The sequence below is a fragment of the Cryobacterium inferilacus genome (assembly GCF_019599185.1).
GTDB classification, from domain to species: Bacteria; Actinomycetota; Actinomycetes; order Actinomycetales; family Microbacteriaceae; genus Cryobacterium; species Cryobacterium inferilacus.
The window spans coordinates 59,768-81,560 of record NZ_JAIEUL010000012.1 but is presented as its reverse complement, the minus strand read 5'-3'; the positions used below and the strand labels follow the sequence as shown (position 1 = coordinate 81,560).

Sequence of the window (21,793 nt, the reverse complement as noted above, 5' to 3'; positions counted from 1 at the left end):
GGTGCACATTGCACGATTTTGTTCCGGAAATACCGGCTCCACGACGGTTTGTTGTATGCAGTCGGAGTTGCGGGGGGCGGTCTCAGAACGGGGACGGGGCAGGTTTTGGCCGGTCGGTGCCTCGGCGCGCTGCCTTCTCGACGCGCCACGAGTAGGAAACAAACTGGCAACACCGGGCGACTAGCATCCAGACATGGTTGACCTCTTCAGTGGCTATGGCGCTACCTCCGCACCACCCCGCGAGCGGGGTCAGACCTCGGCCTGGGACGAGATGTTCCCCGATCCGTCCTCGCTGTCACCGACCGAGGCGCGAGCGGCGTACAAGGACGTGTACGGCGCGCTGGCCAAGATGACGCAGGAGGAGTTGCGCGGTCGCACCGATGCGCTGGCCAGTTCCTACCTCGCCCAGGGGGTCACCTTCGACTTCGCCGGAGAGGAACGGCCGTTCCCGCTCGACGCGGTGCCCCGGGTGATCGCGCAGCCGGAATGGCTGAACGTCGAGGCCGGCATCAAACAGCGGGTCCTGGCCCTCGAGGCCTTCCTCGCCGACATCTACGGCCCCCAGGCCGCGGTGCGGGACGGCGTGATCCCGGCCGGGCTGATCACCTCCTCCAAGCACTTCCACCGGCAGGCCGCCGGAATCACCTCGGCGAACAACGTGCGGATCCAGGTCTCCGGGATCGACCTCATCCGTGATGAGGTGGGCGCCTGGCGGGTACTCGAAGACAACGTGCGGGTGCCCAGCGGTGTCAGCTATGTGATCTCCAACCGACGCGTGATGGCGCAGACCCTGCCTGAGCTGTTCGTCTCCATGCGGGTACGCCCGGTGGGTGACTACCCCAACAAGCTGTTGCAGGCCCTCCGCGCCTCCGCTCCGGCCGGCGTCGACGACCCGAACATCGTCGTGCTCACCCCCGGCGTGTTCAACTCCGCCTACTTCGAGCACACCCTGCTCGCCCGCCTGATGGGTGTCGAGCTGGTCGAGGGCCGCGACCTGTTCTGCTCCGGCGGACGGGTGTGGATGCGCACCACCGCCGGTCCCACCCGGGTGGATGTGATCTACCGCAGGGTCGACGACGAGTTCCTCGACCCACTGCAGTTCCGCGCCGACTCCCAGCTGGGATCGCCAGGCATCCTGATGGCGGCGCGGCTGGGCAACGTCACCATCGCGAACGCCGTGGGAAACGGGGTCGCCGACGACAAGCTCGTTTACACCTACCTGCCAGAGCTGATCAAGTACTACCTCGGTGAGGACGCGATCATCCCCAACGTCGACACCTGGCGGCTCGAAGACCCGCTGGCCCTCGAGGAGGTGCTGGACCGGCTGGACGAGCTCGTGGTCAAACCCGTCGACGGCTCCGGCGGCAAGGGTCTCGTGGTGGGCCCGGCGGCGACGAAGGCGGAGCTCGCGACCCTGCGGCAGCAGTTGCTCAGGGACCCGCGGGGCTGGATCGCCCAACCGGTGGTGCAGCTGTCCACCATCCCGACCCTCGTCGAGGACGGCATGCGGCCCCGGCACGCCGACCTGCGCCCCTTCGCCGTCAACGACGGGTCAGATGTCTGGGTGCTGCCTGGCGGCCTCACCCGGGTGGCCCTGCCCGAAGGCGAACTCGTGGTGAACTCCAGCCAGGGCGGCGGGTCCAAAGACACCTGGGTGATCGGCCTCGAGCCCGACTTCGGCAACACCGGCTCGGCCCGCAACATCCAGGGCCTCGTCAACGAACAGGCCGCGAACACCCAGTCGATCTCGATCATCCCGCCCCGGGTCGTCGATCATTCCCCGCAGGACACCCCGCCGGGCGACGAGGACCAGGAACAGCAACAACAACAGCAACAACGCACTCTCCCGACTGCTGAAAGGACCCTCGAATGCTGAGCCGCATCGCCGAGAGCCTGTTCTGGATCGGCCGCTACATCGAACGCAGCGACGGAACGGCGCGCATCCTGGATGTGCACCTGCAGCTGTTGCTGGAGGACCCGTGGATCGAGGAGAACCTGGCCTGCCGGTCGCTGCTGCACCTGATGGGCAGCCCGGTTCCGCCGAACCGTGACCTCACCCGCAAGGACGTGCTCGCGACCCTGGCGGCCGACCGCACGCATCCGTCGTCGATCGCGTACTCGCTCGGCGCCGCCAGGGAGAACGCGCGCCGGGCCAGGGAGATCGTGTCGACCGAACTGTGGGAGTGCCTGAACACCACCTACACGAAGATGCCGAGGAACGTCGCCAGCGCCAAGACCCATGACTTCTTCGGCTGGGTGCGCGAGCGGGCGGCCCTGGCCGTGGGGATCGTCGAATCCAGCGCCAGCCGGGACGACGCCTGGCAGTTCTTCACCCTGGGACGCAGCCTGGAACAGGCCGATATGACCGCGAGGCTCCTGGCCACCCGGTCGCTGACCGAGAACAGCGGGCCGTCCTGGACCACCATTCTGCGCTCCTGCGGCGCGTACGAATCGTACCTGCGCACCTACCGCGGGGTTCCGTCGGCGCGGAACGCGGCCGAGTTCCTCCTGCTGGACCGCCTGTTCCCCCGGTCGATCGTGTACTCGATCACCCGCGCAGAGCAATGCCTGCAGGAACTCGAGCCGCGCACCGACCGGGTGGGCGTCTCCGATTCCTCGCAGCGCATCCTCGGCCAGATCCGCAGCCAGTTGGAGTACCGGCCGATCATGGAAATCCTGGGTGACCTGCCCGGACACATGGACATGGTGCAGGACGCCACCAGTACGGCGTCGGAGTCGATCGGCAACCGGTACTTCCCGACCAGCGCGGTGCCGACCTGGACGGGGGAGGCGTCATGAAGCGGCTGCGCATCCGGCACACCACCGGCTACCGCTACAACGGCGAGGTGGCGACGTCGTACAACGAGGCGCGGATGCTGCCCGTCACCTCACCCGACCAGTTCGTGCTGTACTCCAATCTGGACATCAGCCCGCTCTCGAGCAACCACAACTACGTGGACTACTGGGGCACCAGGGTGTCGTCGTTCGAGGTGCTCACCCCGCACGGCGAACTCACCCTGACCGCCAACAGCCTCGTCGAGGTGTCGCCGCGGGAGCATCTGCTGCACCCGATGCCGTGGGAGGACCTGGCGGCCCTGGTGGCCAGGTCCACCTCCTCGGTGGAGCAGTCCTGGCAGACCGCGCTCACCGAACCGCCGGCGGATGTGGTGGCGGCTGCCGCCGAGATCGCCGGCCGGCTCGACCCGTGCGACGCGGCGCAGGAGATCTGCCGGTTCGTGGGCGAGAACATGGCCTACGTGCAGGGGGTCACCGGGGTGAAAACCAATGCGCGGGAGGCCTGGGCCGATAAGCGTGGTGTCTGTCAGGACATCACTCACGTCGCCCTCGGCGCCCTCCGGTCGGCGGGCATTCCGGCCCGGTATGTGTCCGGCTACCTGCACCCCAAACCGCAGGCCGACATCGGCGAGACGGTCACGGGCGAATCGCACGCCTGGGTGGAGTGGTTCTGCGGGGATTGGCGCGGCTACGACCCCACCAACCAGATCGACATCGGTGACCGGCACGTGGCCGTGGGCCGCGGCCGGGACTACAACGACATCGCACCGCTGCGCGGCGTCTACGCCGGCTCTGGCGGGTCACAGTTGTTCGTGAAGGTGGAGATCACCCGGGAGTCGTAGCGGTGGGGCGGGCCTGGACGCCCGATCTGCCTACACTGGTAGTTGCAAGCGCGTTGTACTTGCGCGAGTGTGTCGGGTCAGGCCGGGTTGGGTCTGGTCCTGTCAGGGTCAGGTCAGGTCGGGTCGAGGGAGCAGCACGCATGAGCATCGAAGACGACGCCGTGGAGGTTCGGGCGCAGGGGTGGCGCACGCTGGCCGCGTTGCACGGTCGCATTGAGACCGTGCTCGAGCGGGCCCTGCAGTCCGGGTTCGACCTCTCTGTGGTCGAGTTCACCGTGCTCGACGCCCTCAGTCGGCAGCACGGCTGGCACATGCGGATGCAGCAGCTGGCTCGCGCCGCGGCGCTGTCGAGCAGTGCGACGACCCGGCTGGTGAACCGGTTGGAGGACCGGGCGCTGCTCACGCGCATCCTCTGTGCCGATGACCGGCGGGGGATCTACACCGAACTCACCGAGGCCGGAAAGGCCCTGCTCGCCCGTGCCCGCCCGGCCTACGACGAGGCCCTGGCCGGCGCGCTCGCCGCCGCAGAGGAGGAGCCGGAGCTCGGCCCCCTCGTCGATGCCCTGCACCGCCTGCCCGACCTGGCCCGCGCCGCGCTCTAACAGCAGCGCGCATCCGCCCATCCCTCGCCCCGCTCGCCAGCGCACTGTCGCGAGTTGCCGCAAAGTTCGCCCTTCGGGCGAGCTGAAGGGGCATTTTCGGCAAGTCGGCGAACTGCACTGTCGCGAGTTGCCGCATAAGGTCCCTTCGGGTGCGATGAAGGGGCGGTTTCCGGCAAGTCGGCGGATCTAGTCGGGGGCGTGGGCCTCGAGGAACTGGTAGACCTCGGTGGGGTCGACACCCGGGAAGGTGCCGGTGGGCAACGCCGCGAGCAGGCTTGTGGGGGTGCGGGCGACCGGCCAGGCCTGGCCCTGCCAGCGACCGGAGAGATCTGCAGGGGCGCGGCGGCAGCAGGATTCGTCCGGGCAGCGGGATACCGCCCGGTTGGCGGTCTCCCGGCCGCGGAACCAGTTGACGTGTGCGAACGGCACACCCACGCTCACCGAGTAGTCGCCCTCCTTGGCCTTCTCGATGCGGGAGGTGCACCAGAAGGTGCCGGCGGGGGTGTCGGTGTACTGGTACCAGGGGCTGAACCGGTCCGGCACGTCGAAGACCGTGCGGGCGGTCCAGCTGCGGCAGACGGTGCTGCCCTCGACGGCGCCGAGGGCGTCGGAGGGGAACTGCACGTCGTCGTTCTCGTAGGCCTTGATGATGGTGCCCGACTCGTGCACCTTCATGAAGTGCACCGGGATGCCCAGCCGGGCGGTGGCCAGGTTGGTGAACCGGTGCGCGGCGGTCTCGTAGGAGACCGAGAACGCATCGCGCAGGTCTTCGAGCGAAATACGGTGGGCGGCCTTGGCGTCGTTGAGCAGCCGCAGGGTGTCGGTTTCGGGTAGCAGGATGGCCGCGGTGAGGTAATTGGTCTCCACCCGCTGGCGCAGAAAATCGGCGTAACTTTTCGGTTCGGCATGCCCGCAGAGGTGGCTGGCGAACGCTTGGAGGATCGGGGAGCGGCTGTCGCGGGAGGCGGACTGCTCGGTGGGCAGGTAAATTCGGCCGTTGTGCTTGTCGGTGACCGAGCGGGTGGAGTGCGGCAGGTCGGTGACGTAGTGCAGGGAGAAGCCGAGATGGGCGGCCATGTCGGCCACCACCTGCTGGGAGACAGGACCGCCGGAGTGCCCGACGGCGGTGAGGAGCTCGAGGGCTTGGGCCTCGAGGTCGGGGAAGTAGTTGTCGCGCGCGCGCATCTCGGCGCGTAGTTGGGCGTTGGCCCGTCTGGCCTCCTCCGGGGTGGCGGCCCGCTCCCGGTGCAGCCGTTCGATCTCGTTGTGCAGGGTGAGGATGGTCTGCAGGGTGTCGTCGGGCTGGCCGGGGCCGACCCGGAAGCGGGGCAGGCCCAGGGCGGTGAAGACCGGGCCGCGCTGGGCGCGTTCCACCGCGATCTCGAGGGCGGCCCTGGGGGTCGGCGCGTCGGTGCGGAGCAGCTCGTCCACGGTGGTGTCGAGGGCTGCCGCGATCAGCCGCAGCATCGAGAGCCTCGGTTCGCGTTTGCCGTTCTCGATCATCGAGATCTGCGACGGGGCCCGGTCAACGGCTGTGGCCAGGGTGTCGAGGGTGAGGCCGAGCCGGTGCCGGCGGTCCCGGATGCGGCGGCCCAGCGTGAGCGCATCCAGACCCGTTTCGCCCGGATCGGCACCACCTGCGGCGGGGGTCGGGGCGATTGCGGGCCGGGCGGGCGCGGCGGCGGAGGGTGAGCTGGGATCGACGGTGACCATCTGCTCATGGTCACATGCGGTGATTGTTCACACAACCGGAAGAACAGGTTTTCTTCTTCGGATCGGGCCCGGCTTGCCGACGATGATGCGCCGCAGAGTGGGTGCAGGCACAGAAGCCGCACCAGTTCCGCACCAGTTCCGCAATGACGCTGACCGAGGAGAACACCATGACCAACCCCACCGCATCAAGCGCCGCATCCGCCGCCCGCCCCGGCGACCAGACCCAGACGGCCGCAGAGCTCGCCCTGGAATGGGCCGCCGACCCGCGCTGGGAGGGGGTCCGCCGCGACTACACGGCGGAGGACGTGATCGCCCTGCGCGGAGCCGTTCGGGAGGAGCGCACCCTGGCCCGCCGTGGGGCCGAGAAGCTCTGGGAGCTCATTCACCAGAACGGCACCCCGGAGAACCCCGAGTGGGTCGCCGCTCTCGGCGCGCTCACCGGCAACCAGGCCGTGCAGCAGGTGCGCGCCGGGCTCAAGGCCATCTACCTGTCCGGCTGGCAGGTCGCCGCCGACGCGAACCTCTCCGGCCAGACCTACCCCGACCAGTCGCTGTACCCGGCGAACTCGGTTCCTGCCGTGGTTCGGCGCATCAACAACGCGCTGCTGCGGGCCGGCCAGATCGAGGGAGCGGAGGCGGTCGCATCCGGGGCCGATGCCACCAACAACGGCGAGGGCATCGACTGGATGGCGCCCATCGTCGCCGACGCCGAGGCCGGTTTCGGCGGCCCGCTGAACGCCTACGAGCTGATGGCCTCGATGATCGAGGCCGGCGCGGCCGGCGTGCACTGGGAGGACCAGTTGGCCAGCGAGAAGAAGTGCGGCCACATGGGCGGCAAGGTGCTTGTGCCTACCGGCCAGCACATCCGCACCCTCAACGCGGCCCGGCTGGCGGCGGATGTCGCCGGCGTGCCCACGATCATCATCGCTCGCACCGACTCGCTCGCGGCCACCCTCATCACGAGCGACATCGACGAGCGCGACCAGGGCTTCCTCACCGGCGGCCGCACCGCCGAGGGGTTCTACGACACGGCGAACGGACCCGACGTGGTGATTGCGCGCGGCCTGGCCTACGCGCCGTACGCCGACCTGCTCTGGGTGGAGAGCAGTGAGCCAGATCTGGCCCTGGCCCAGCGCTTCGCGAGGGAGATCCACGCCCGGTTCCCCGGCAAGAAGCTCGCCTACAACTGCTCGCCGTCGTTCAACTGGAAGTCGCACCTGAACGACGAGCAGATCGCCGCGTTCCAGCGTGAGCTCGCGGCCTGCGGGTACGCCTTCCAGTTCATCACGCTGGCCGGCTTCCACGCCCTCAACCACTCCATGTTCACCCTGGCCAAGGACTACTCCGAGCGTCAGATGAGCGCATACGTCGACCTGCAGGAGGCCGAGTTCGCCTCGGAGGTCGACGGCTACACCGCCACCCGCCACCAGCGGGAGGTGGGCACCGGCTACTTCGACCGGATCGCCACCGCGCTCAACCCGACCAGCGCCACCCTCGCGCTGGCTGGATCCACCGAGGCCGAGCAGTTCTAGCCGGCCCGCCCCGACATTCGCATCGCTTCAGACATTCGCATCGCTTCAGAGGAGACACGATCATGACCACACCACCGCTGTCACCAGCGCCACCGAGCAGCACTCGCCGGGTCTCGACAAGCTCGACCACCGGGATCGGCTCGACCACCGGGATCGGCTCGACCACCGGGATCGGCTCGACCACCGGGCGCGCGTTCGGGGAGACCAGTACCGGCAGTTTCACCACCATCCACCCGCACCTCGAGATCACCGGGGAGCTCGGCGACCGCTACGACGAGATCCTCACGCCGGAGGCCCTCGAGTTCCTCGCCGAACTGCATGACCGCTTCGCCGGCACCCGCCACGACCTCCTGGCCGCGCGGCTGCAGACCCGGGTGGATGCCGCGAACGGGCGCGATCCGCGGTTCCTGCCCGAGACCGCGCACATCCGCAGCGACCCGTCCTGGCGGGTGGCCGGCCCCGGCCCCGGCTTGGAGAACCGCCGGGTGGAGATCACCGGTCCGACCGACCGCAAGATGGCCATCAATGCGCTCAACTCCGGCGCGGCCGTCTGGTTGGCCGACCAGGAGGACGCGACCAGCCCCACCTGGGCCAACGTGATCGAGGGCCAGCTCACCCTGTTCGACGCGGTGCGCGGCACCCTGTCGTACGACGGTCCGGACGGCAAGGCGTACCGGGTGACCGGCGCCCCCGCCGGTCGCCAGGACGGCGCCCGCCCCGGCACCACCCCGACCATCGTCATGCGGCCCCGCGGCTGGCACCTGGTGGAGAAGAACCTCACCTTCGTGGACCGGGCCAACCGACGGATGCCCGCCTCCGGCAGCCTGGTCGACTTCGGCCTGTACGCGTTCCACAATGCCCGCCGGCTGATCGAGAACGGCAGCGGCCCGTACTTCTATCTGCCCAAGCTCGAGAGCCACCTCGAGGCGCGGCTGTGGAACGACATCTTCAGCCACGCCGAGGACCACCTCAACATCGGGCACGGCACGATCAGGGCCACGGTGCTGATCGAGACCATCCAGGCCGCGTTCGAAATGGACGAGATCCTCTATGAACTGCGCGACCACTGCGCGGGCCTGAACGCCGGGCGGTGGGACTACATCTTCAGCATCATCAAGACCTTCCGGGCCAGGGGTCGCCGGTTCGTGCTGCCCGACCGCAAGGACATCACCATGACGGTGCCGTTCATGCGCTCGTACACCGAGCTGCTTGTGGCCACCTGCCACAAACGGGGCGCGTACGCGATCGGCGGGATGAGCGCCTTCATCCCCAACCGGCGCGACCCCGCCGTGACCGAACGGGCACTCGAGCAGGTCGCCGCCGACAAGCGCCGCGAGGCCGGCGACGGCTTCGACGGCACCTGGGTGGCGCATCCGGACCTCATCCCCACCGCCAGGGCCGAGTTCGATGCGGTGCTCGGTGACCGGCCCAACCAGCTGGAGCGCACCCGTGACGAGGTGCGGGTGACCGCGGCCGACCTGCTGGATGTGGCCTCTGCCGGCGGTCAGATCACCGAGGCGGGGGTGCGCGACAATGTGCGCATCGCCCTGCGCTACATCGAATCCTGGCTGCGCGGCGTGGGCGCGGCGGCCATCGACAACCTGATGGAGGACGCCGCGACCGCGGAGATCTCCCGGTCGCAGATCTGGCAGTGGATCCACGACGGCTCGGCACTGGATGATGGGCGCAAGATCGACGCCGGCTGGGTGGCCGGGCTGGTCGGCGAGGAAATGGCGGCCCTGCCCCGCACGACCGGGGACAGGTTCGACGACGCCCTGGAGGTGTTCAGGTCCGCGGCACTCGAACCCGAGTTCCCGACCTTCCTCACCGTCGCCGCGTACGCCCGCTACCTGTAGGCGCTCGGCCGCACCCGAACGGCCCCGTCGGTACCCCGACGGGGCCGTTTGCGTGTCGGCGCGCGGGCTGTGAAGCTGGGATTGTGACCGACACCACGCCGCCAGACACCACGCCGCCCGCCAGCAGCCCGCCCGCTGCCGTCCCGCCCGCTGCCGTCCCGCCCGCGACGGTCCCGCCAGCCACGCCCCTGCACGCTGCCGCGCAGCCCACTGCCGAGGTGCACGTGCGGCCCGCCCGCCCGGATGAGGCCGCGGCGCTCGCCGAAGTGGCCGCCGCCACCTTCGCGCTCGCCTGCCCGCCGCACACCAGCGCCGACGCCATCGCCGCGTTCCTGCGCGACGTGCTCGCTCCCGCTAATTTCGAGGCCTTTCTCGCCGACCCCGATCGGCTCCTGCTCGTGGCCGAAGATGCCGTGGGCGCCCTCGCCGGGTACACGATGCTGGTCTTCGGTGAACCCCACGACGCGGATGCCGCCGGCGCGATTCGCATTCGTCCCACCGCCGAACTCAGCAAGTGTTACGTGCGCGCCGAGGCGCACGGAAGTGGCACGGCCGCCGCGCTGATGACGGCCACGCTCGACGCCGCGCGTGGGCGCGGGGCGGCCGGCTCCTGGCTCGGGGTGAACCAGGAGAACGTACGTGCCCTGCGCTTCTACGGCAAACACGGCTTCATGCAGGTGGGCATCAAGCGGTTTCTGGTGGGCGAGCGCTATGAAGATGACTACGTACTGGAGCGCGCCCTCTAACGATCAGGGGACCCACGCTGGGCCAGTGAATGCGGACCTCGGTAGCGGCCAACGTGTTCCTAGAACGGCGGGTTCTCGGGTACCGGTGGTGACGGGCGACGTTGGGGTCGTTCGGGCATCAGGTAGCTCGTCGCGGCGGGTCGTTTGCGGGATTTAGGTGTGACGACCGGGGGTCTGGGTCGGGGTGGTGCGACGGGGTTGGCCGGGTCGGTGCGGTAGCTGCGCTTGCCGGGGGAGGTCCAGAGCAGCACCCCGCCCGGTTCCTGAACGACCTGCCATCGGGAGAGGTGTTTGAGCCGGTGGTGGGCTTCACACAGATGGGCGAGGTTGTCGCAGTCGGTTTTTCCCCCGTTGGCCCAGTCGTTGGTGTGATCGACATCGGATGTCACCGCCGGCCGGGAGCAGCCCGGGAACCGGCAGGTCTCATCGCGCATCCGCAACCACTTCTTCATGGCCTTCGTGTTCTTGTACTGGGTTTTCCCCAGCGAGAGCACGACGCCGGTTTCGGGGTGGGTGAGCAGCCGGGTGAAGCTGGGCGCGGTGGCGGCGATTTCCCGGGCGGTCTCCGGGGAGATCGGCCCATACCCCTCGAGGGTGGCGGGTTCGTCGCTTTGGCCCAGCAGAGTCAGCACGGGCACGGTGATCATCACCGTGCCGCGGATGCCGGCGCCAAGGCCATCGGGCGTGACACCGTCCAGCAGCAGAGCGCGGGTGATGTCCGCTCGAAGTTGCGCGAGGCCGCGCTTGCGCTGCTGCTCGGCCTCCACCCGCTCTGCCGCCGACCCCGGTGCCGAGCCCGAGCCCGAGCCCGAGCCCGAGCCCGTTCCCGCGCCGGGATCGCCGAGCTTCTGCAGGGTCTTGGCAGTGCTGTCGATGCGGTCGAAGGCGGATTTGGTGTCGTGCGCGGTGCCGTACCAGTGCAACCAGCCCATGCCGTCGGCGGCGGGTTCCCACCGGGTGTGCCGCTCGGCCAGGGCATTCGTCGTGCGGGTCACGATCGACTCCGGGTGGCGTCTCTCCCGTAGCCGGTGGGCCCGGTTGGTGAACCGGCCCACCGGCAGGGTTTTCGCGTGCGGCAACACCGCGTCTTCGAACGCGGCCTGGTCGGCCTCGGGCAGGGTGCGCATCTGGTCGATCAGCGCCTTGGCGTGCGGGTAGCTGATCTCCCCGGCCGAGAGGGCTTCGAACGTGGCCGTGGTGGAGTAGAGCCAGAGCGACTCGTCCAGCAGTCGTTCCACGGTGCGTTCGTGCAGGTTCAGCAGGCATGCGGTCTCGCTCACGATCGTGCGCCTCGCCACCTCCCGGTCCTCCCACCGGCCGAACGCGACCGCCCGGGCCTGACACGCGCTGAGCGTCGCGGCGTTCCGGTCGGCCAGGCGAATGGCTTCCAGGCTGCCCTGCAGGCGGGACGCCACCTGGGGGTCCTCGCTCCAGAGCTGGAGTTCCACCAGCCGTTCGGCTTGCCGGGCCTGGGCTTGGGCGATGGCACGGTGCTCGGCCGCGATCAGCTCGGTGCGCCGCACCAGCTCCGTGCGCACCCAGTCGGGATCGGCTCGATCGGGCCCGGGCGGGTGGTCAGCGGTGGGGGTGGATCCGGGTGGGGCGGGTTCCGGAGAGTAGTCGTCATCATCCGGAACTGGCGGTGGTGCCTGGTCTGGGCTACTCATACTGAGATCCTCTCAGCTACCACCGACATTGACGCTCGGCCCGGAACACCCCTCAGAACAGCTCTGAAAACAACCCTGGGCACACAGCCTGAGTACACCCCAGGAGCACCCCCCGAATCTCGCCTTTTCCGGCGCCTACCTCACGATTCGCGGGAGGCCTTGACGTATTCGTAGGCGGCCAGGGCCGCCCTGCGGGTTTCGCCCAGATCGACGATCGGCTGGGGGTAGGCCGGGGTGCCCCACTCGGGCACGTTCTGCCGCACGTACTCGTTGTTCGGGTCGAACTTGCCCGCCTGCAGTTCGGGGTTGAACACCCGGAAGTATGGGGCCGCATCCGCCCCGGAGCCGGCCACCCACTGCCAGCCGAACGGATTGCTGGCCGGGTCGGCGTCGACGAGGGTGTCCCAGAACCACTGCTCGCCCTCGCGCCAGTCGATGAGCAGGTTCTTGATCAGGAACGACGCCGTGACCATGCGCACCCGATTGTGCATGCTGCCGGTGCGCCACAGTTCGCGCATACCGGCATCCACCAGGCGGAAGCCGGTGCGCCCCTGCTGCCACGCCTGCAGGGCGCGCTCGTCGAGCGGCGGCCAGGGGAAGTTGTCGAAGCCGGGGCGCAGATTGGCGGTGGCCAGATCGGGCGCGTGGAAGAGCACGTGGTAGGCGAACTCCCGCCAGCCCACCTCGGTGAGGAACCGGGTGGCGCTGGTGGCGGCGGCGCCGGTGAGACCGCGGCGGGCGATGTCGGTGGCGTGCCAGATCTGGTGCGGGCTGATCTCGCCCCAGCGCAGGTGCGGTGACATCCGCGACGTGGCCTGCTGCGCGGGTAGGTCGCGTTCGGTGCCGTATTGCGGCAGGGACTCGTCGAGAAAGGCGGCCAGGGAGTCGTGCGCGGATGCCTCGCCGGGCGTCCACGCCTCGCGCAGGCCACCGGCCCAGTCCGGGCTGGTGGGCTCGAGCGCCCAGCCGGCCAGGTCGTCACTGGCCAGCCCGCGCGCGGCGTCGTCGAGCGCGGCCGGCGCCGGGTAGGGCGCCCGCGGCGGCGGGCCGGCGGTGCACGCCCGCCAGAACGGGGTGAAGACCGTGTACGGCGTGCCGCCGCCGGTGCGGATGGTCCACGGTTCGAACAGGAGCGACCCGGCGAAGCTGTGCGCCACGACGCCCGCGTCGGTGAGGGAGGTCTTGATCTGGGTGTCCACCTCCCGCTCGGCCGCACCGTAACGGCGGTTCCAGAAGACCGCCCCTGCACCCAGTTCACCGACGAGCTGGTTGATCACGGTCGCGGCCGCTCCACGGCGCAGCACCAGCCGGGCACCGAGGGCGGAGGCGTCTGCGGCCAGGGAGCTGAGGCTCTGGTGCAGCCACCAGTGGGCAGCCCCGCCGAGCGGGCGGATGCCGGGGGAGACCTCGTCGAGCACGTAGACCACGGCGATGGGCCGGCCGCGTTCGACCGCGGCGGTGAGGGCCGGGTTGTCGGCCAGCCTGAGGTCGTCGCGCAGCCAGACCAGCGACGGCCCGTCCGGGCGCGCCGTGGTGGGGCCCGTGGTGCCGGCCGGCTCCTTGGCTGCGCTCACGCTGCGCTCTCATCCGCTTCGGTGACGCGCAGCACGATCTTGCCGCGGGTGTGCCCACCCTCGATGGCCCGGTGGGCGGCGGCGCCGTCGGCCAGGTCGAAGACCTGGTCGATGTTCACTCGCACGGTGCCGTTGTCGATGAGGGCGGTGATGGTGTCGAGCACCCGCGCGTCGGCGGAGACCTTGTACCCGGTGGCGCGAACGCCCGCCGCGGTGGCTTCCGCCAGCATGGTGGGCCAGCTGCCGGTGGGCGCGTTGACGAGCAGCCCGTCGGGGCGCAGCACCGTGAGTGAGCGGGTGCCGGTGTTGTCGTGCACATTGCCGATCAGGTCGATGACACTGTCGATGTCGCGCAGGGTGTCGTCGAACCGGGTGGTGCTGTAGTCGATCACCTCGTGGGCGCCGAGCCGGGTGAGGAACCCGACCGACGCGGTGGAGCCGGTGGCGATGACGTGGGCGCCCAGGTGCCGGGCGAACTGCACCGCGAAGTGACCGACGCCGCCGCTGCCGGCGTGAACCAGCATCCGCTGACCTGGGCCCGCCTGCGCGAGCGTCACCATGCCCCACGCCGTCATCGCGGCCAACGGGATGCCCGCGGCTTCGATGTGGCTCACGGCGGCGGGTTTGCGGGAGACGGACATTGCCGACACCGCCACGTATTCGGCGTACGTGCCCGCGATGCGCGGCGCCCTGGCCATGCCGTACACCGCATCGCCGGGCTGCAACCCGAAGGACTCGTAGGGGGAGCGCACGACCACGCCGCTGAAGTCGTTGCCCAGCACGGCCGGGTACGCGGGGATCACGGCCGCCGGTCCTGTTCCGGCCCTGGTCTTGGCGTCGATGGGATTGACGCCGGCAGCGACGACCCTGATGAGCAGTTCGTCGCTCACCGCTGCCGGGAGCGGCAGTTCGGCGAGGTGGAGTTCGTCGGGCCCGCCGGTGCTGTCGATGACGAGTGCGCGCATGTGCGAGGGCAGAACCGGAGTAGAAGACATGAACCCATTCTGCGGCACGGCACCGGTGAGCGTGCCGTCAGCGGGATTCCGGTCGCACCCGGTCAGGTGCCGCTCGGGCCGCGGCTGGCGAAGCGCTGCTGCAGCAGCACCGCGATCACGATGATCAGCCCCTTGGTGATCTGCTGCACCGAGGTGTCCAGGTTGTTCTGCGTGAACACATTGGTGAGCGTGCTGAAGATCAGCACGCCGAGCACCGTGCCCACGATCGTGCCCCGCCCGCCGATGAGCAGGGTTCCGCCGACCACCACGGCCGCGATTGCATCGAGCTCGTACAGCCCGCCGTGGGTGGACGTTCCGGCGGTGGTGCGGCCGAGCATCATGATCCCGGCGATGCCCGCGGTCAGTCCGCTGAGCAGGTAGACGTAGACCAGGTGTCGTTTCACCCGGATGCCGGCGAGTCTGGTCGCCTCCCGGTTGCCGCCGATGGCCACGGTGCGGCGGCCGAACGTGGTGCGGTTCAGCAGGAACCAGGCCAGGACGGCCACGATCAGGAAGATCCAAATCAGCAGCGGAACGCCGATCACGTCGGACCGGGTGAACTGCAGGAAGCCGGTTTCGATCACGATCTGGGTGCGGCGGCCGGAGATCAGTTCCGCCAGACCGCGTGCGGCGACGAGCATGGCCAGTGTGGCCATGAATGCGACGACATTGCCGTAGGCGATCACGATCCCGTTCACCAGTCCGGCAGCGAGCCCCACGCCCAGCGGGATCAGGACCATCAGAATCCACGAGCTCTGCGTGGCCGCGGCCTGCACGGCGGCGAGGCTGGCGACCACGGTGGACAGCCCCATCACCGACCCGACGGAGAGGTCGATGCCACCCGCAGTGATCACAAAGGTCAGGCCGATACTGATCACGCCGATGATCGAGGCGAAACGGATGATGGTGAGGAGGTTGTCGACGCTGGCGAACCTGTCACCGGCCGTGATGGTTCCCACGATCCCCAGCAGCACGAGGGCGATGACCAGGCCGAGGTTGCGGCCCACCGAGCCGCTGAGGATTCGGCGGAACACACTGGGACGATTCTGGCCCACGCTCTTCTGGCCCACACCGGAGGGTGGTTGCGTCTGGTCCCCGGCGGTGACGGCCTCGTTCTGTTCGCTCACGTTGCAGCTCCTTTCATGACCAGGTCCAGTACGCCGCGCTCGTCGATGGCGTCGGCGTCGGTGGTGCTGAGCACCTCGCCGTCGCCGATGACGAGTACCCGGTCGGCCAGGCCGATGACTTCCTCGATCTCGCTGGAGACCAGGATGATCGCGGTTCCGGCGGCGGCAAGCCGGCGGATGAGGGCGTAGATCTCGGCCCTGGCGCCCACGTCGACACCCCGGGTCGGTTCGTCCAACAGGAGCACCTTGGTGCCGTGCACCAACCAGCGGGCCAGCAGTACCTTCTGCTGGTTGCCACCGGAGAGGGTGCGGGTGGCCCGATCAGGGTCGGCCGGGCGCAGCTCCAGGGCGTTCATCTGCTCGAGGGACACCTGCCGTTCCCGTCGTTCGTCGAGGAACCCGCCGCGGGCGAACCTGGCGAACGTGGCCAGGGTGACGTTGCGGTAGACCTGCTCGTCGAGGATGAGCCCCTGGCTCTTGCGTTCCTCAGGGGCCAGTCCGATGCCGGCGTGCACGGCCGCGCGCACCGAGCCGGCTGTGAGCCGGGAGCCGGTCACGGTCACCTGCCCCGCGGTGGCCTTGCGTGCACCGTAGATGGTTTCCAGAATCTCCGATCGGCCGGAGCCGACCAGTCCGGCCAGTCCGACGATCTCACCCGCCCGCACCGACAGGCTCACGTCGGCGAATTGGCCGCGCAGGCCCAGGCCGGTGATATCGATCAGAACCGGGGCATCCGCCGGCACCGGCACCCGGTCCGGGAAGACGTTCGCGACGGCGCGCCCGGTCATGAGCGTGATGAGTTCGGCGGTGGGGGTGTCCTGGGCGCTCAGGCCGACGGCCATGCTGCGGCCGTCTTTGATCACCGTGATCCGGTCACCGATCTGCCGGATCTCCTCCAGCCGGTGCGAGATGTAGACGACGGCGACGCCCTGGGCGGTGAGTTCGCGGATGACCCTGAACAGGTTGCGCACTTCCTCGGAGTCCAGCACCGCGCTGGGCTCATCCATGATGATGAGCTTGGTGTCGTGTGAGAGTGCCCTGGCCATGCTGACGATCTGCTTGTTGGCCGCGGACAGGCGGCCGACCTCCGTGCTGGGCGACAGGTTGCCGTGGCCGAGTCGCACGAGCAGTTCGCGGGCGGCCCGGTTCGCCTCCGCCACCTTGAGCACACCGCCGGCAGCCCGTTCGTGGCCGAGGAAGATGTTCTCCGCGATGGTGAGGCCGTCCACGACGTCCAACTCCTGGTACATCGTGGCGATACCCATGCCCAGCGCGGCAACCGGATGGGCGATGGTGACCTCGTCGCCCTGCCACCGAATGACGCCGCCATCGGGGTGGTGCACCCCGGAGAGCACCTTGATCAGGGTGGACTTTCCGGCACCGTTCTGGCCGAGGACGCAGTGCACCTCTGCCGCGCGAACGTCGAGGTCGACTCCCTGGAGAGCCTGCACGCCAGCGAAACTCTTGGTGATTCCCCGCACCCGCAACAGCGGTGCCGAATGGTCGTCGTCGATCATGGAGGCAACATAACACATACGTCGATCCACGAGAATAAGTCGTCGAAATTCACGGGACTTCTGCTATGGTGTGTCGCGTCAGCGTTGACAGGCAATCGGGATGCACCCATAGCCCGGATGTTCGACACCTCTTCGTTGGCGCTCACTGCGATTCACCAACAAGGAGGACCACATGCATGCATCACGCACCCGGCGCCACCGGATGCTCTTGACCGCCGGCACCTCGCTCGCCGTGGTCGGGCTGCTCGCAGCCTGCACCCCCGGCAGCACCGACACAAGTGTCGAGCCCACCACCGCCTCGCTCGAGGGCAACGCCGAGAGCGGCGAGACCGTGGTGATCGGCTTCTCCGGACCGGCCGCCGACCACGGCTGGCTCGGTGCCATCAACTCCGCCGCGATCGCCGAAGCCGAGAAGTACCCCGACATCGACCTGCGAGTCGCCGAGGGCACCAACGACGCCAACCTGCAGATCAGTCAGGTCGAGGGGTTCATCAACGACGGCGTGGACGCCATCGTGCTGTTGCCCACCGACGGTGCCGCCCTGACCGAGGTCGCCATCCAGGCGATGGAGGCGGGGATCCCGGTGGTCAACGTCGACCGGGAGTTCTCCAGCACCTTCGCCGCCCGCACCACCATCCTCGGTGACAACTACGGCATGGGGGTGAGCGCGGGCACCTACATTTGCGAGGAGGTCGGTGACAACCCCGACGCCGTCGTTGCCGAGATCGCCGGCATCGACTCCCTGCCGTTGACGCAGGATCGCAGCCGCGGCTTCGCCGACGCGCTGGACGATTGCGGCCTGTCGGTGTCGAACCGGGTGGCGGCGGACTTCACGGTACAGGGCGGTGAGGCTGCGGCCTCCCAGCTCCTGTCCGCTGCACCGCAGATCGACGCTCTCTGGAACCACGACGACGATCAGGGTGTGGGCGTGCTCGCGGCCATCGACGCCGCCGGTCGGGATGAGTTCGTCATGGTGGGCGGTGCAGGATCGGCCAACGCGATGCGGGAGATCGAGGCCGGGGACGGTGTGCTGCAGGCCACCGTCATCTACCCGTCCACCCAGGCCGCCGATGGCATCCGGCTCGCCCGGCTGCTGGTGCAGGAGAAGGCGATGAGCGACCTCGTCGAAGTGGAGGTGCCCAGCCGGATCGTGCTGAACGCCCCCGTGGTCACGAGCGAGAACGTCGACAAGTACCTGCCGAGCGCGTTCGAGTCCTGACCCGGCCGGGATGCCGGAGTCGTCACCATCTCATTGCCGAACAAAGGGGACCAGTGGACACATCCAAGCTCCGAATCGCCATGATCGGGCACGGCTTCATGGGAGCGGCACACTCCCAGGGCTGGCGGGTCGCACCGCGCTTCTTCGACCTTCCCGCCCGGGTGGAGATGGCCCTGCTCGTGGGCCGGAAGCCCGATGCCGTTACGGCCGCGGCCGAGACCTGGGGTTGGGCAGAGTCCAGCACCGACTGGCGCTCCGCTGTGCAGCGTGACGACATCGACATCGTCGACATCGTCACGCCGGGAGCGAGCCACGTGGAGATCGCCATCGCCGCCCTCGACGCCGGCAAACACGTTCTCTGCGAAAAGCCCCTCGCCAACACCGTCGCAGAGGCCGAGGCGATGGCGGATGCCGCAGCCAGGGCGGCCAGGAAGGGTGTGTTCGCAATGGTCGGGTTCACCTACCGGCGGGTGCCGGCGGCCACCCTGGCCCGGGACCTCGTCGCCGAGGGAATGATCGGCACGATCAGGCAGGTGCGCGCCATGTATCTGCAGGATTGGCTGGTCGACCCCGAGGTTCCCCTGGCCTGGCGGCTGCAGAAGGAACTGGCCGGCTCGGGTTCCCTCGGCGACATCGGCGCCCACGCCATCGACCTGGCGCAATTCATCACCGGGCAGCGGCTCACCAGCGTCAGCGGGCTGCTGGAAACCTTCGTGACCGAGCGCCCCCTGCTGGCCAGCTCATCCGGTCTGGCGGGCACCGCGTCCAGCCAACGGGGCGCGGTGACGGTCGATGACGTGGCCCTGTTCACTGGCCGGTTCGACGGCGGTGCCCTCGGGTCGTTCGAGGCCACGCGGATGTCCACCGGGCGCAAGAACGCGCTCCGCATCGAGGTCGCCGGTTCCCGGGGTGCCGTGTCGTTCGACCTGGAGGACCTCAACGCCCTCGGCTTCTACGACGCGACCGCGCCGGTGACGCGACAGGGCTTCACCCGCATTCTGGTGACCGAGCCGGAACATCCGTATATCAAGGCGTGGTGGCCGGCCGGTCACCTGCTCGGCTACGAGCACGGTTTCACGCACCAGGCGATGGACTTCGTGCAGGCTATCGTGGCGCAAGCCCAACCGGAGCCGTCGTTCGCGGCCGGCCTGCAGGTACAGCGGGTGCTTGCCGCCGTGGAACAGAGCGCGGACTCCGGAAGCGCCTGGACAGGAGTCGAGCACCCGACCGACGAATAGGCTGCAACCGCGCCGTGACCGGCGCGCCACCTTCCGCAATCCTGACGATCCACCGACCACTGGAGTACACGATGCCCCGACCCGTCACCCTGTTCACCGGCCAATGGGCCGACCTTCCCTTTGAAGAAGTTGCTCGCCTCGCCGCTGAGTGGGGCTACGACGGGCTGGAGATCGCCTGTTGGGGCGACCACCTGGACCCGTGGCGCTGGGACGACAAGGCCTACGTCGCCGGCAAGCTGGCGATCCTGGCGAAGTACGGGCTCTCGGTGTACGCGATCTCCAATCACCTCAAGGGGCAGGCCGTCTGTGACGACCCGATCGATCAGCGGCACCGGGACATCCTGCCTGATGTGGTGTGGGGCGACGGCGACCCGGAGGGCGTGCGCCGCCGAGCGGCCGAGGAGATGAAGCACACCGCCAGGCTCGCGGCGAAGCTCGGGGTGAAGACGGTGATCGGCTTCACCGGTTCGTCGATCTGGAAGTACGTGGCCATGTTCCCGCCGGTGTCCCAGGAGGCCATCGACGCGGGCTACGCGGACTTCGCCGATCGTTGGAACCCGATCCTGGACGTGTTCGATGAGGTGGGGGTGCGGTTCGCGCACGAGGTGCACCCGAGCGAGATCGCCTACGACTACTGGACCACAGTGCGAACCCTCGAGGCCATCGGTCACCGCGAGGCGTTCGGCCTCAATTGGGACCCCAGTCATTTCGTCTGGCAGGACCTGGACCCGGTGGGCTTCCTCTGGGACTTCAGGGACCGGATCTATCACGTGGACTGCAAGGACACCAAGAAGCGGATGGTGAACGGTCGGAACGGCAGGCTGGGCTCGCACCTGGCCTGGGCCGATCCGCGCCGCGGGTGGGACTTCATTTCCACCGGGCACGGTGACGTGCCCTGGGAAGACAGCTTTCGGATGCTCAACACGATCGGGTACGACGGCCCACTCTCGGTGGAGTGGGAGGACGCCGGGATGGACAGACTCGTGGGCGCGCCTGAAGCCCTCGCATTCGTGCGCTCGCTGGCCTTCGAGGCTCCGACGGCCTCATTCGACGCCGCGTTCAGCAGTCGCTGACGGCCCGCTGCCGGTTGCCGCGGCGCTATTTCGCCAGGGCGGCGCTCTCCATCATGTCCAGCACCATCGCGTCGATCCGGGCTGGGGAGAGGGCGTGGTGGATGGCCAGCATTCCGGCCCCGATCACGGCCGCGTCCGGACCTGCCCCTGACTGCACAATCTGGAGGTGCTGGGTGGCCAGAGGCATCGAGCGGGTATAGACGACTTCGCGCACGCCGGCGATGAGCTGCTCGCCGGCCTGGGCCATCGACCCGCCGATCACGATCACCGACGGGTTGATCAGGCTGACGCACGCCGTGAGCACCTCGCCCAGGTCCCGGCCGGCCTGCCGCACCGCCTGAATGGCCTCGAGGTTTCCGCCCTTGACCAGGGCGACCACGTCTTGGTTGGTGATCGCGTCGAGATCGATGGCGCGCAGCGCGGCCGACAGGGCGGGCCCGGACGCCAGGGCCTCCAGGCAGCCGCGATTACCGCAGTGGCAGGGGATGTCGGCACCACGTTGCACCTGCACGTGGCCGATGTCACCGGCGATGCCCTGCGCGCCGCGCTGCAGGATCCCGCCGGAGATCACCCCGGACCCGATGCCGGTGGCGACCTTCACGAAGATGAGGTGGTCCACGTCTGGCCAGGCGGTCTCGCGCTCGCCGAGCGCCATGATGTTCACGTCGTTGTCCACCAGTACCGGCACGTGGAAATGGGCGTCCAGGGTGCCGCGCACGTCGAAGCGGTCCCAGCCGGGCATGATCGGCGGATTGATCGGGCGGCCCGTGCTGTACTCGACGGGTCCGGGCAGGCCAACACCGATCGCCAACAGGTCGGCGACGTCGCGGCCGGAGTCGCGGACCAGGGCGTCTCCGGCCTGGATCACCCAGCCCAGGACGGCGTTCGGCCCCTCGGTGACAGCGAGGTCGGTTGACGTGGTGTGCAGCGGCCGTCCGGTGAGGTCGCAGACGGCGATGCGCACGTGGGAGGCGCCGATGTCGACGGCGAGCACGATCTTCACCCCGGTCGCCAGGGCAACCTGGGAGGACGGGCGGCCGCCGGTGGACGGCGCATCCGTGGTGGGGCCGACGAGGCCCAGCTTCACCAGCGAATCGATGCGCAGGGCGATGGTCGACCGCGCGAGACCGGTGAGGTTGGCCAATTCGGTTCGCGTGCGCGAGCGGCCGTCGCGGAGGATCTGGAACAGGTCGCTCGTGCCGGAGGAGCCGAGCGCATCACCGCGACTTATGTCGATCATGGCACCATCAAATCACAACATTCGACTTACATCGGTCGAGCGCCAGTAGATGGTGG

17 protein-coding genes are annotated in these 21,793 nt (G+C 68.9%); 10 read left to right on the top strand and 7 right to left on the bottom strand.

All coding sequences use genetic code 11. From position 1 onward, the window contains the following. The first annotated feature begins 193 nt into the window (after positions 1-193). The 4 genes from K2F54_RS11995 (at position 194) to K2F54_RS11980 (ending at position 4,240) form a co-directional block, all read left to right on the top strand. Positions 194-1,876 (top strand): circularly permuted type 2 ATP-grasp protein, encoded by a 1,683-nt coding sequence (locus K2F54_RS11995; RefSeq protein ID WP_220606090.1) that lies wholly within the window; start codon positions 194-196, stop codon positions 1,874-1,876. Next, positions 1,870-2,799, top strand: a complete 930-nt coding sequence (locus tag K2F54_RS11990) for an alpha-E domain-containing protein (RefSeq protein WP_220606089.1) — start codon at positions 1,870-1,872, stop codon at positions 2,797-2,799. Before K2F54_RS11995 ends, K2F54_RS11990 begins: the two co-directional genes overlap by 7 nt. Continuing rightward, positions 2,796-3,638 (top strand): transglutaminase family protein, encoded by an 843-nt coding sequence (locus K2F54_RS11985; RefSeq protein WP_220606088.1) that lies wholly within the window; start codon positions 2,796-2,798, stop codon positions 3,636-3,638. Before K2F54_RS11990 ends, K2F54_RS11985 begins: the two co-directional genes overlap by 4 nt. Positions 3,639-3,778: 140 nt before the next feature. Beyond that, complete coding sequence (locus K2F54_RS11980) at positions 3,779-4,240, top strand: MarR family winged helix-turn-helix transcriptional regulator (protein ID WP_220606087.1); 462 nt, start codon at positions 3,779-3,781, stop codon at positions 4,238-4,240. Between the two features lie 186 nt (positions 4,241-4,426). Here the strand turns inward: K2F54_RS11980 and K2F54_RS11975 are convergent, their stop codons facing one another. Continuing rightward, positions 4,427-5,953, bottom strand: coding sequence for a helix-turn-helix transcriptional regulator (locus tag K2F54_RS11975; protein ID WP_220606086.1), 1,527 nt, complete (start codon positions 5,951-5,953; stop codon positions 4,427-4,429). A 167-nt stretch (positions 5,954-6,120) separates the two neighbouring features. Here K2F54_RS11975 and aceA point away from each other — a divergent pair, with 167 nt between their 5' ends. From aceA to K2F54_RS11960, 3 genes are all read left to right on the top strand, one after another. Further along, a complete protein-coding gene (aceA, locus tag K2F54_RS11970; RefSeq protein WP_220606143.1) occupies positions 6,121-7,485 on the top strand; it encodes an isocitrate lyase in 1,365 nt (454 codons plus the stop codon). A 62-nt stretch (positions 7,486-7,547) separates the two neighbouring features. Next, entirely contained in the window at positions 7,548-9,341 is a 1,794-nt protein-coding gene (gene aceB / locus K2F54_RS11965) for a malate synthase A (protein ID WP_220606085.1), read from the top strand. A gap of 83 nt (positions 9,342-9,424) precedes the next feature. Next, the gene (locus tag K2F54_RS11960) at positions 9,425-10,087 is read left to right on the top strand and encodes a GNAT family N-acetyltransferase (protein ID WP_308287635.1); all 663 of its coding nucleotides are present in this window, start codon (positions 9,425-9,427) and stop codon (positions 10,085-10,087) included. 59 nt (positions 10,088-10,146) lie between these two features. Here the strand turns inward: K2F54_RS11960 and K2F54_RS11955 are convergent, their stop codons facing one another. The 5 genes from K2F54_RS11955 to K2F54_RS11935 form a co-directional block, all read right to left on the bottom strand. After that, positions 10,147-11,754 (bottom strand): HNH endonuclease signature motif containing protein, encoded by a 1,608-nt coding sequence (locus K2F54_RS11955; RefSeq protein ID WP_220606084.1) that lies wholly within the window; start codon positions 11,752-11,754, stop codon positions 10,147-10,149. 140 nt (positions 11,755-11,894) lie between these two features. Further along, positions 11,895-13,328: a cryptochrome/photolyase family protein gene (locus K2F54_RS11950; RefSeq protein ID WP_220606083.1), complete on the bottom strand. Its 1,434-nt coding sequence runs from the start codon at positions 13,326-13,328 to the stop codon at positions 11,895-11,897. Continuing rightward, complete coding sequence (locus K2F54_RS11945) at positions 13,325-14,323, bottom strand: NADP-dependent oxidoreductase (RefSeq protein WP_255577049.1); 999 nt, start codon at positions 14,321-14,323, stop codon at positions 13,325-13,327. Before K2F54_RS11945 ends, K2F54_RS11950 begins: the two co-directional genes overlap by 4 nt. A gap of 62 nt (positions 14,324-14,385) precedes the next feature. Then, positions 14,386-15,450, bottom strand: a complete 1,065-nt coding sequence (locus K2F54_RS11940; protein ID WP_374107292.1) for an ABC transporter permease — start codon at positions 15,448-15,450, stop codon at positions 14,386-14,388. Continuing rightward, complete coding sequence (locus K2F54_RS11935) at positions 15,447-16,967, bottom strand: sugar ABC transporter ATP-binding protein (protein ID WP_220606082.1); 1,521 nt, start codon at positions 16,965-16,967, stop codon at positions 15,447-15,449. The genes K2F54_RS11940 and K2F54_RS11935 overlap by 4 nt, the downstream gene beginning before the upstream one ends. A gap of 172 nt (positions 16,968-17,139) precedes the next feature. On the opposite strand from K2F54_RS11935, the gene K2F54_RS11930 reads away from it, so the two are divergent. The 3 genes from K2F54_RS11930 (at position 17,140) to K2F54_RS11920 (ending at position 20,497) form a co-directional block, all read left to right on the top strand. Then, positions 17,140-18,186 carry a substrate-binding domain-containing protein gene (locus K2F54_RS11930; RefSeq protein ID WP_220606081.1) on the top strand — a complete coding sequence of 349 codons (1,047 nt, stop codon included), beginning with the start codon at positions 17,140-17,142 and terminating at the stop codon, positions 18,184-18,186. An 80-nt stretch (positions 18,187-18,266) separates the two neighbouring features. Next, a complete protein-coding gene (locus tag K2F54_RS11925) occupies positions 18,267-19,424 on the top strand; it encodes a Gfo/Idh/MocA family protein (RefSeq protein ID WP_220606139.1) in 1,158 nt (385 codons plus the stop codon). 71 nt (positions 19,425-19,495) lie between these two features. Then, positions 19,496-20,497 carry a sugar phosphate isomerase/epimerase family protein gene (locus K2F54_RS11920; RefSeq protein ID WP_220606080.1) on the top strand — a complete coding sequence of 334 codons (1,002 nt, stop codon included), beginning with the start codon at positions 19,496-19,498 and terminating at the stop codon, positions 20,495-20,497. A 25-nt stretch (positions 20,498-20,522) separates the two neighbouring features. Here K2F54_RS11920 and K2F54_RS11915 read toward each other — a convergent pair whose 3' ends face one another. Then, complete coding sequence (locus K2F54_RS11915; protein ID WP_220606079.1) at positions 20,523-21,737, bottom strand: ROK family transcriptional regulator; 1,215 nt, start codon at positions 21,735-21,737, stop codon at positions 20,523-20,525. Between the last annotated feature and the right edge of the window lie 56 nt (positions 21,738-21,793).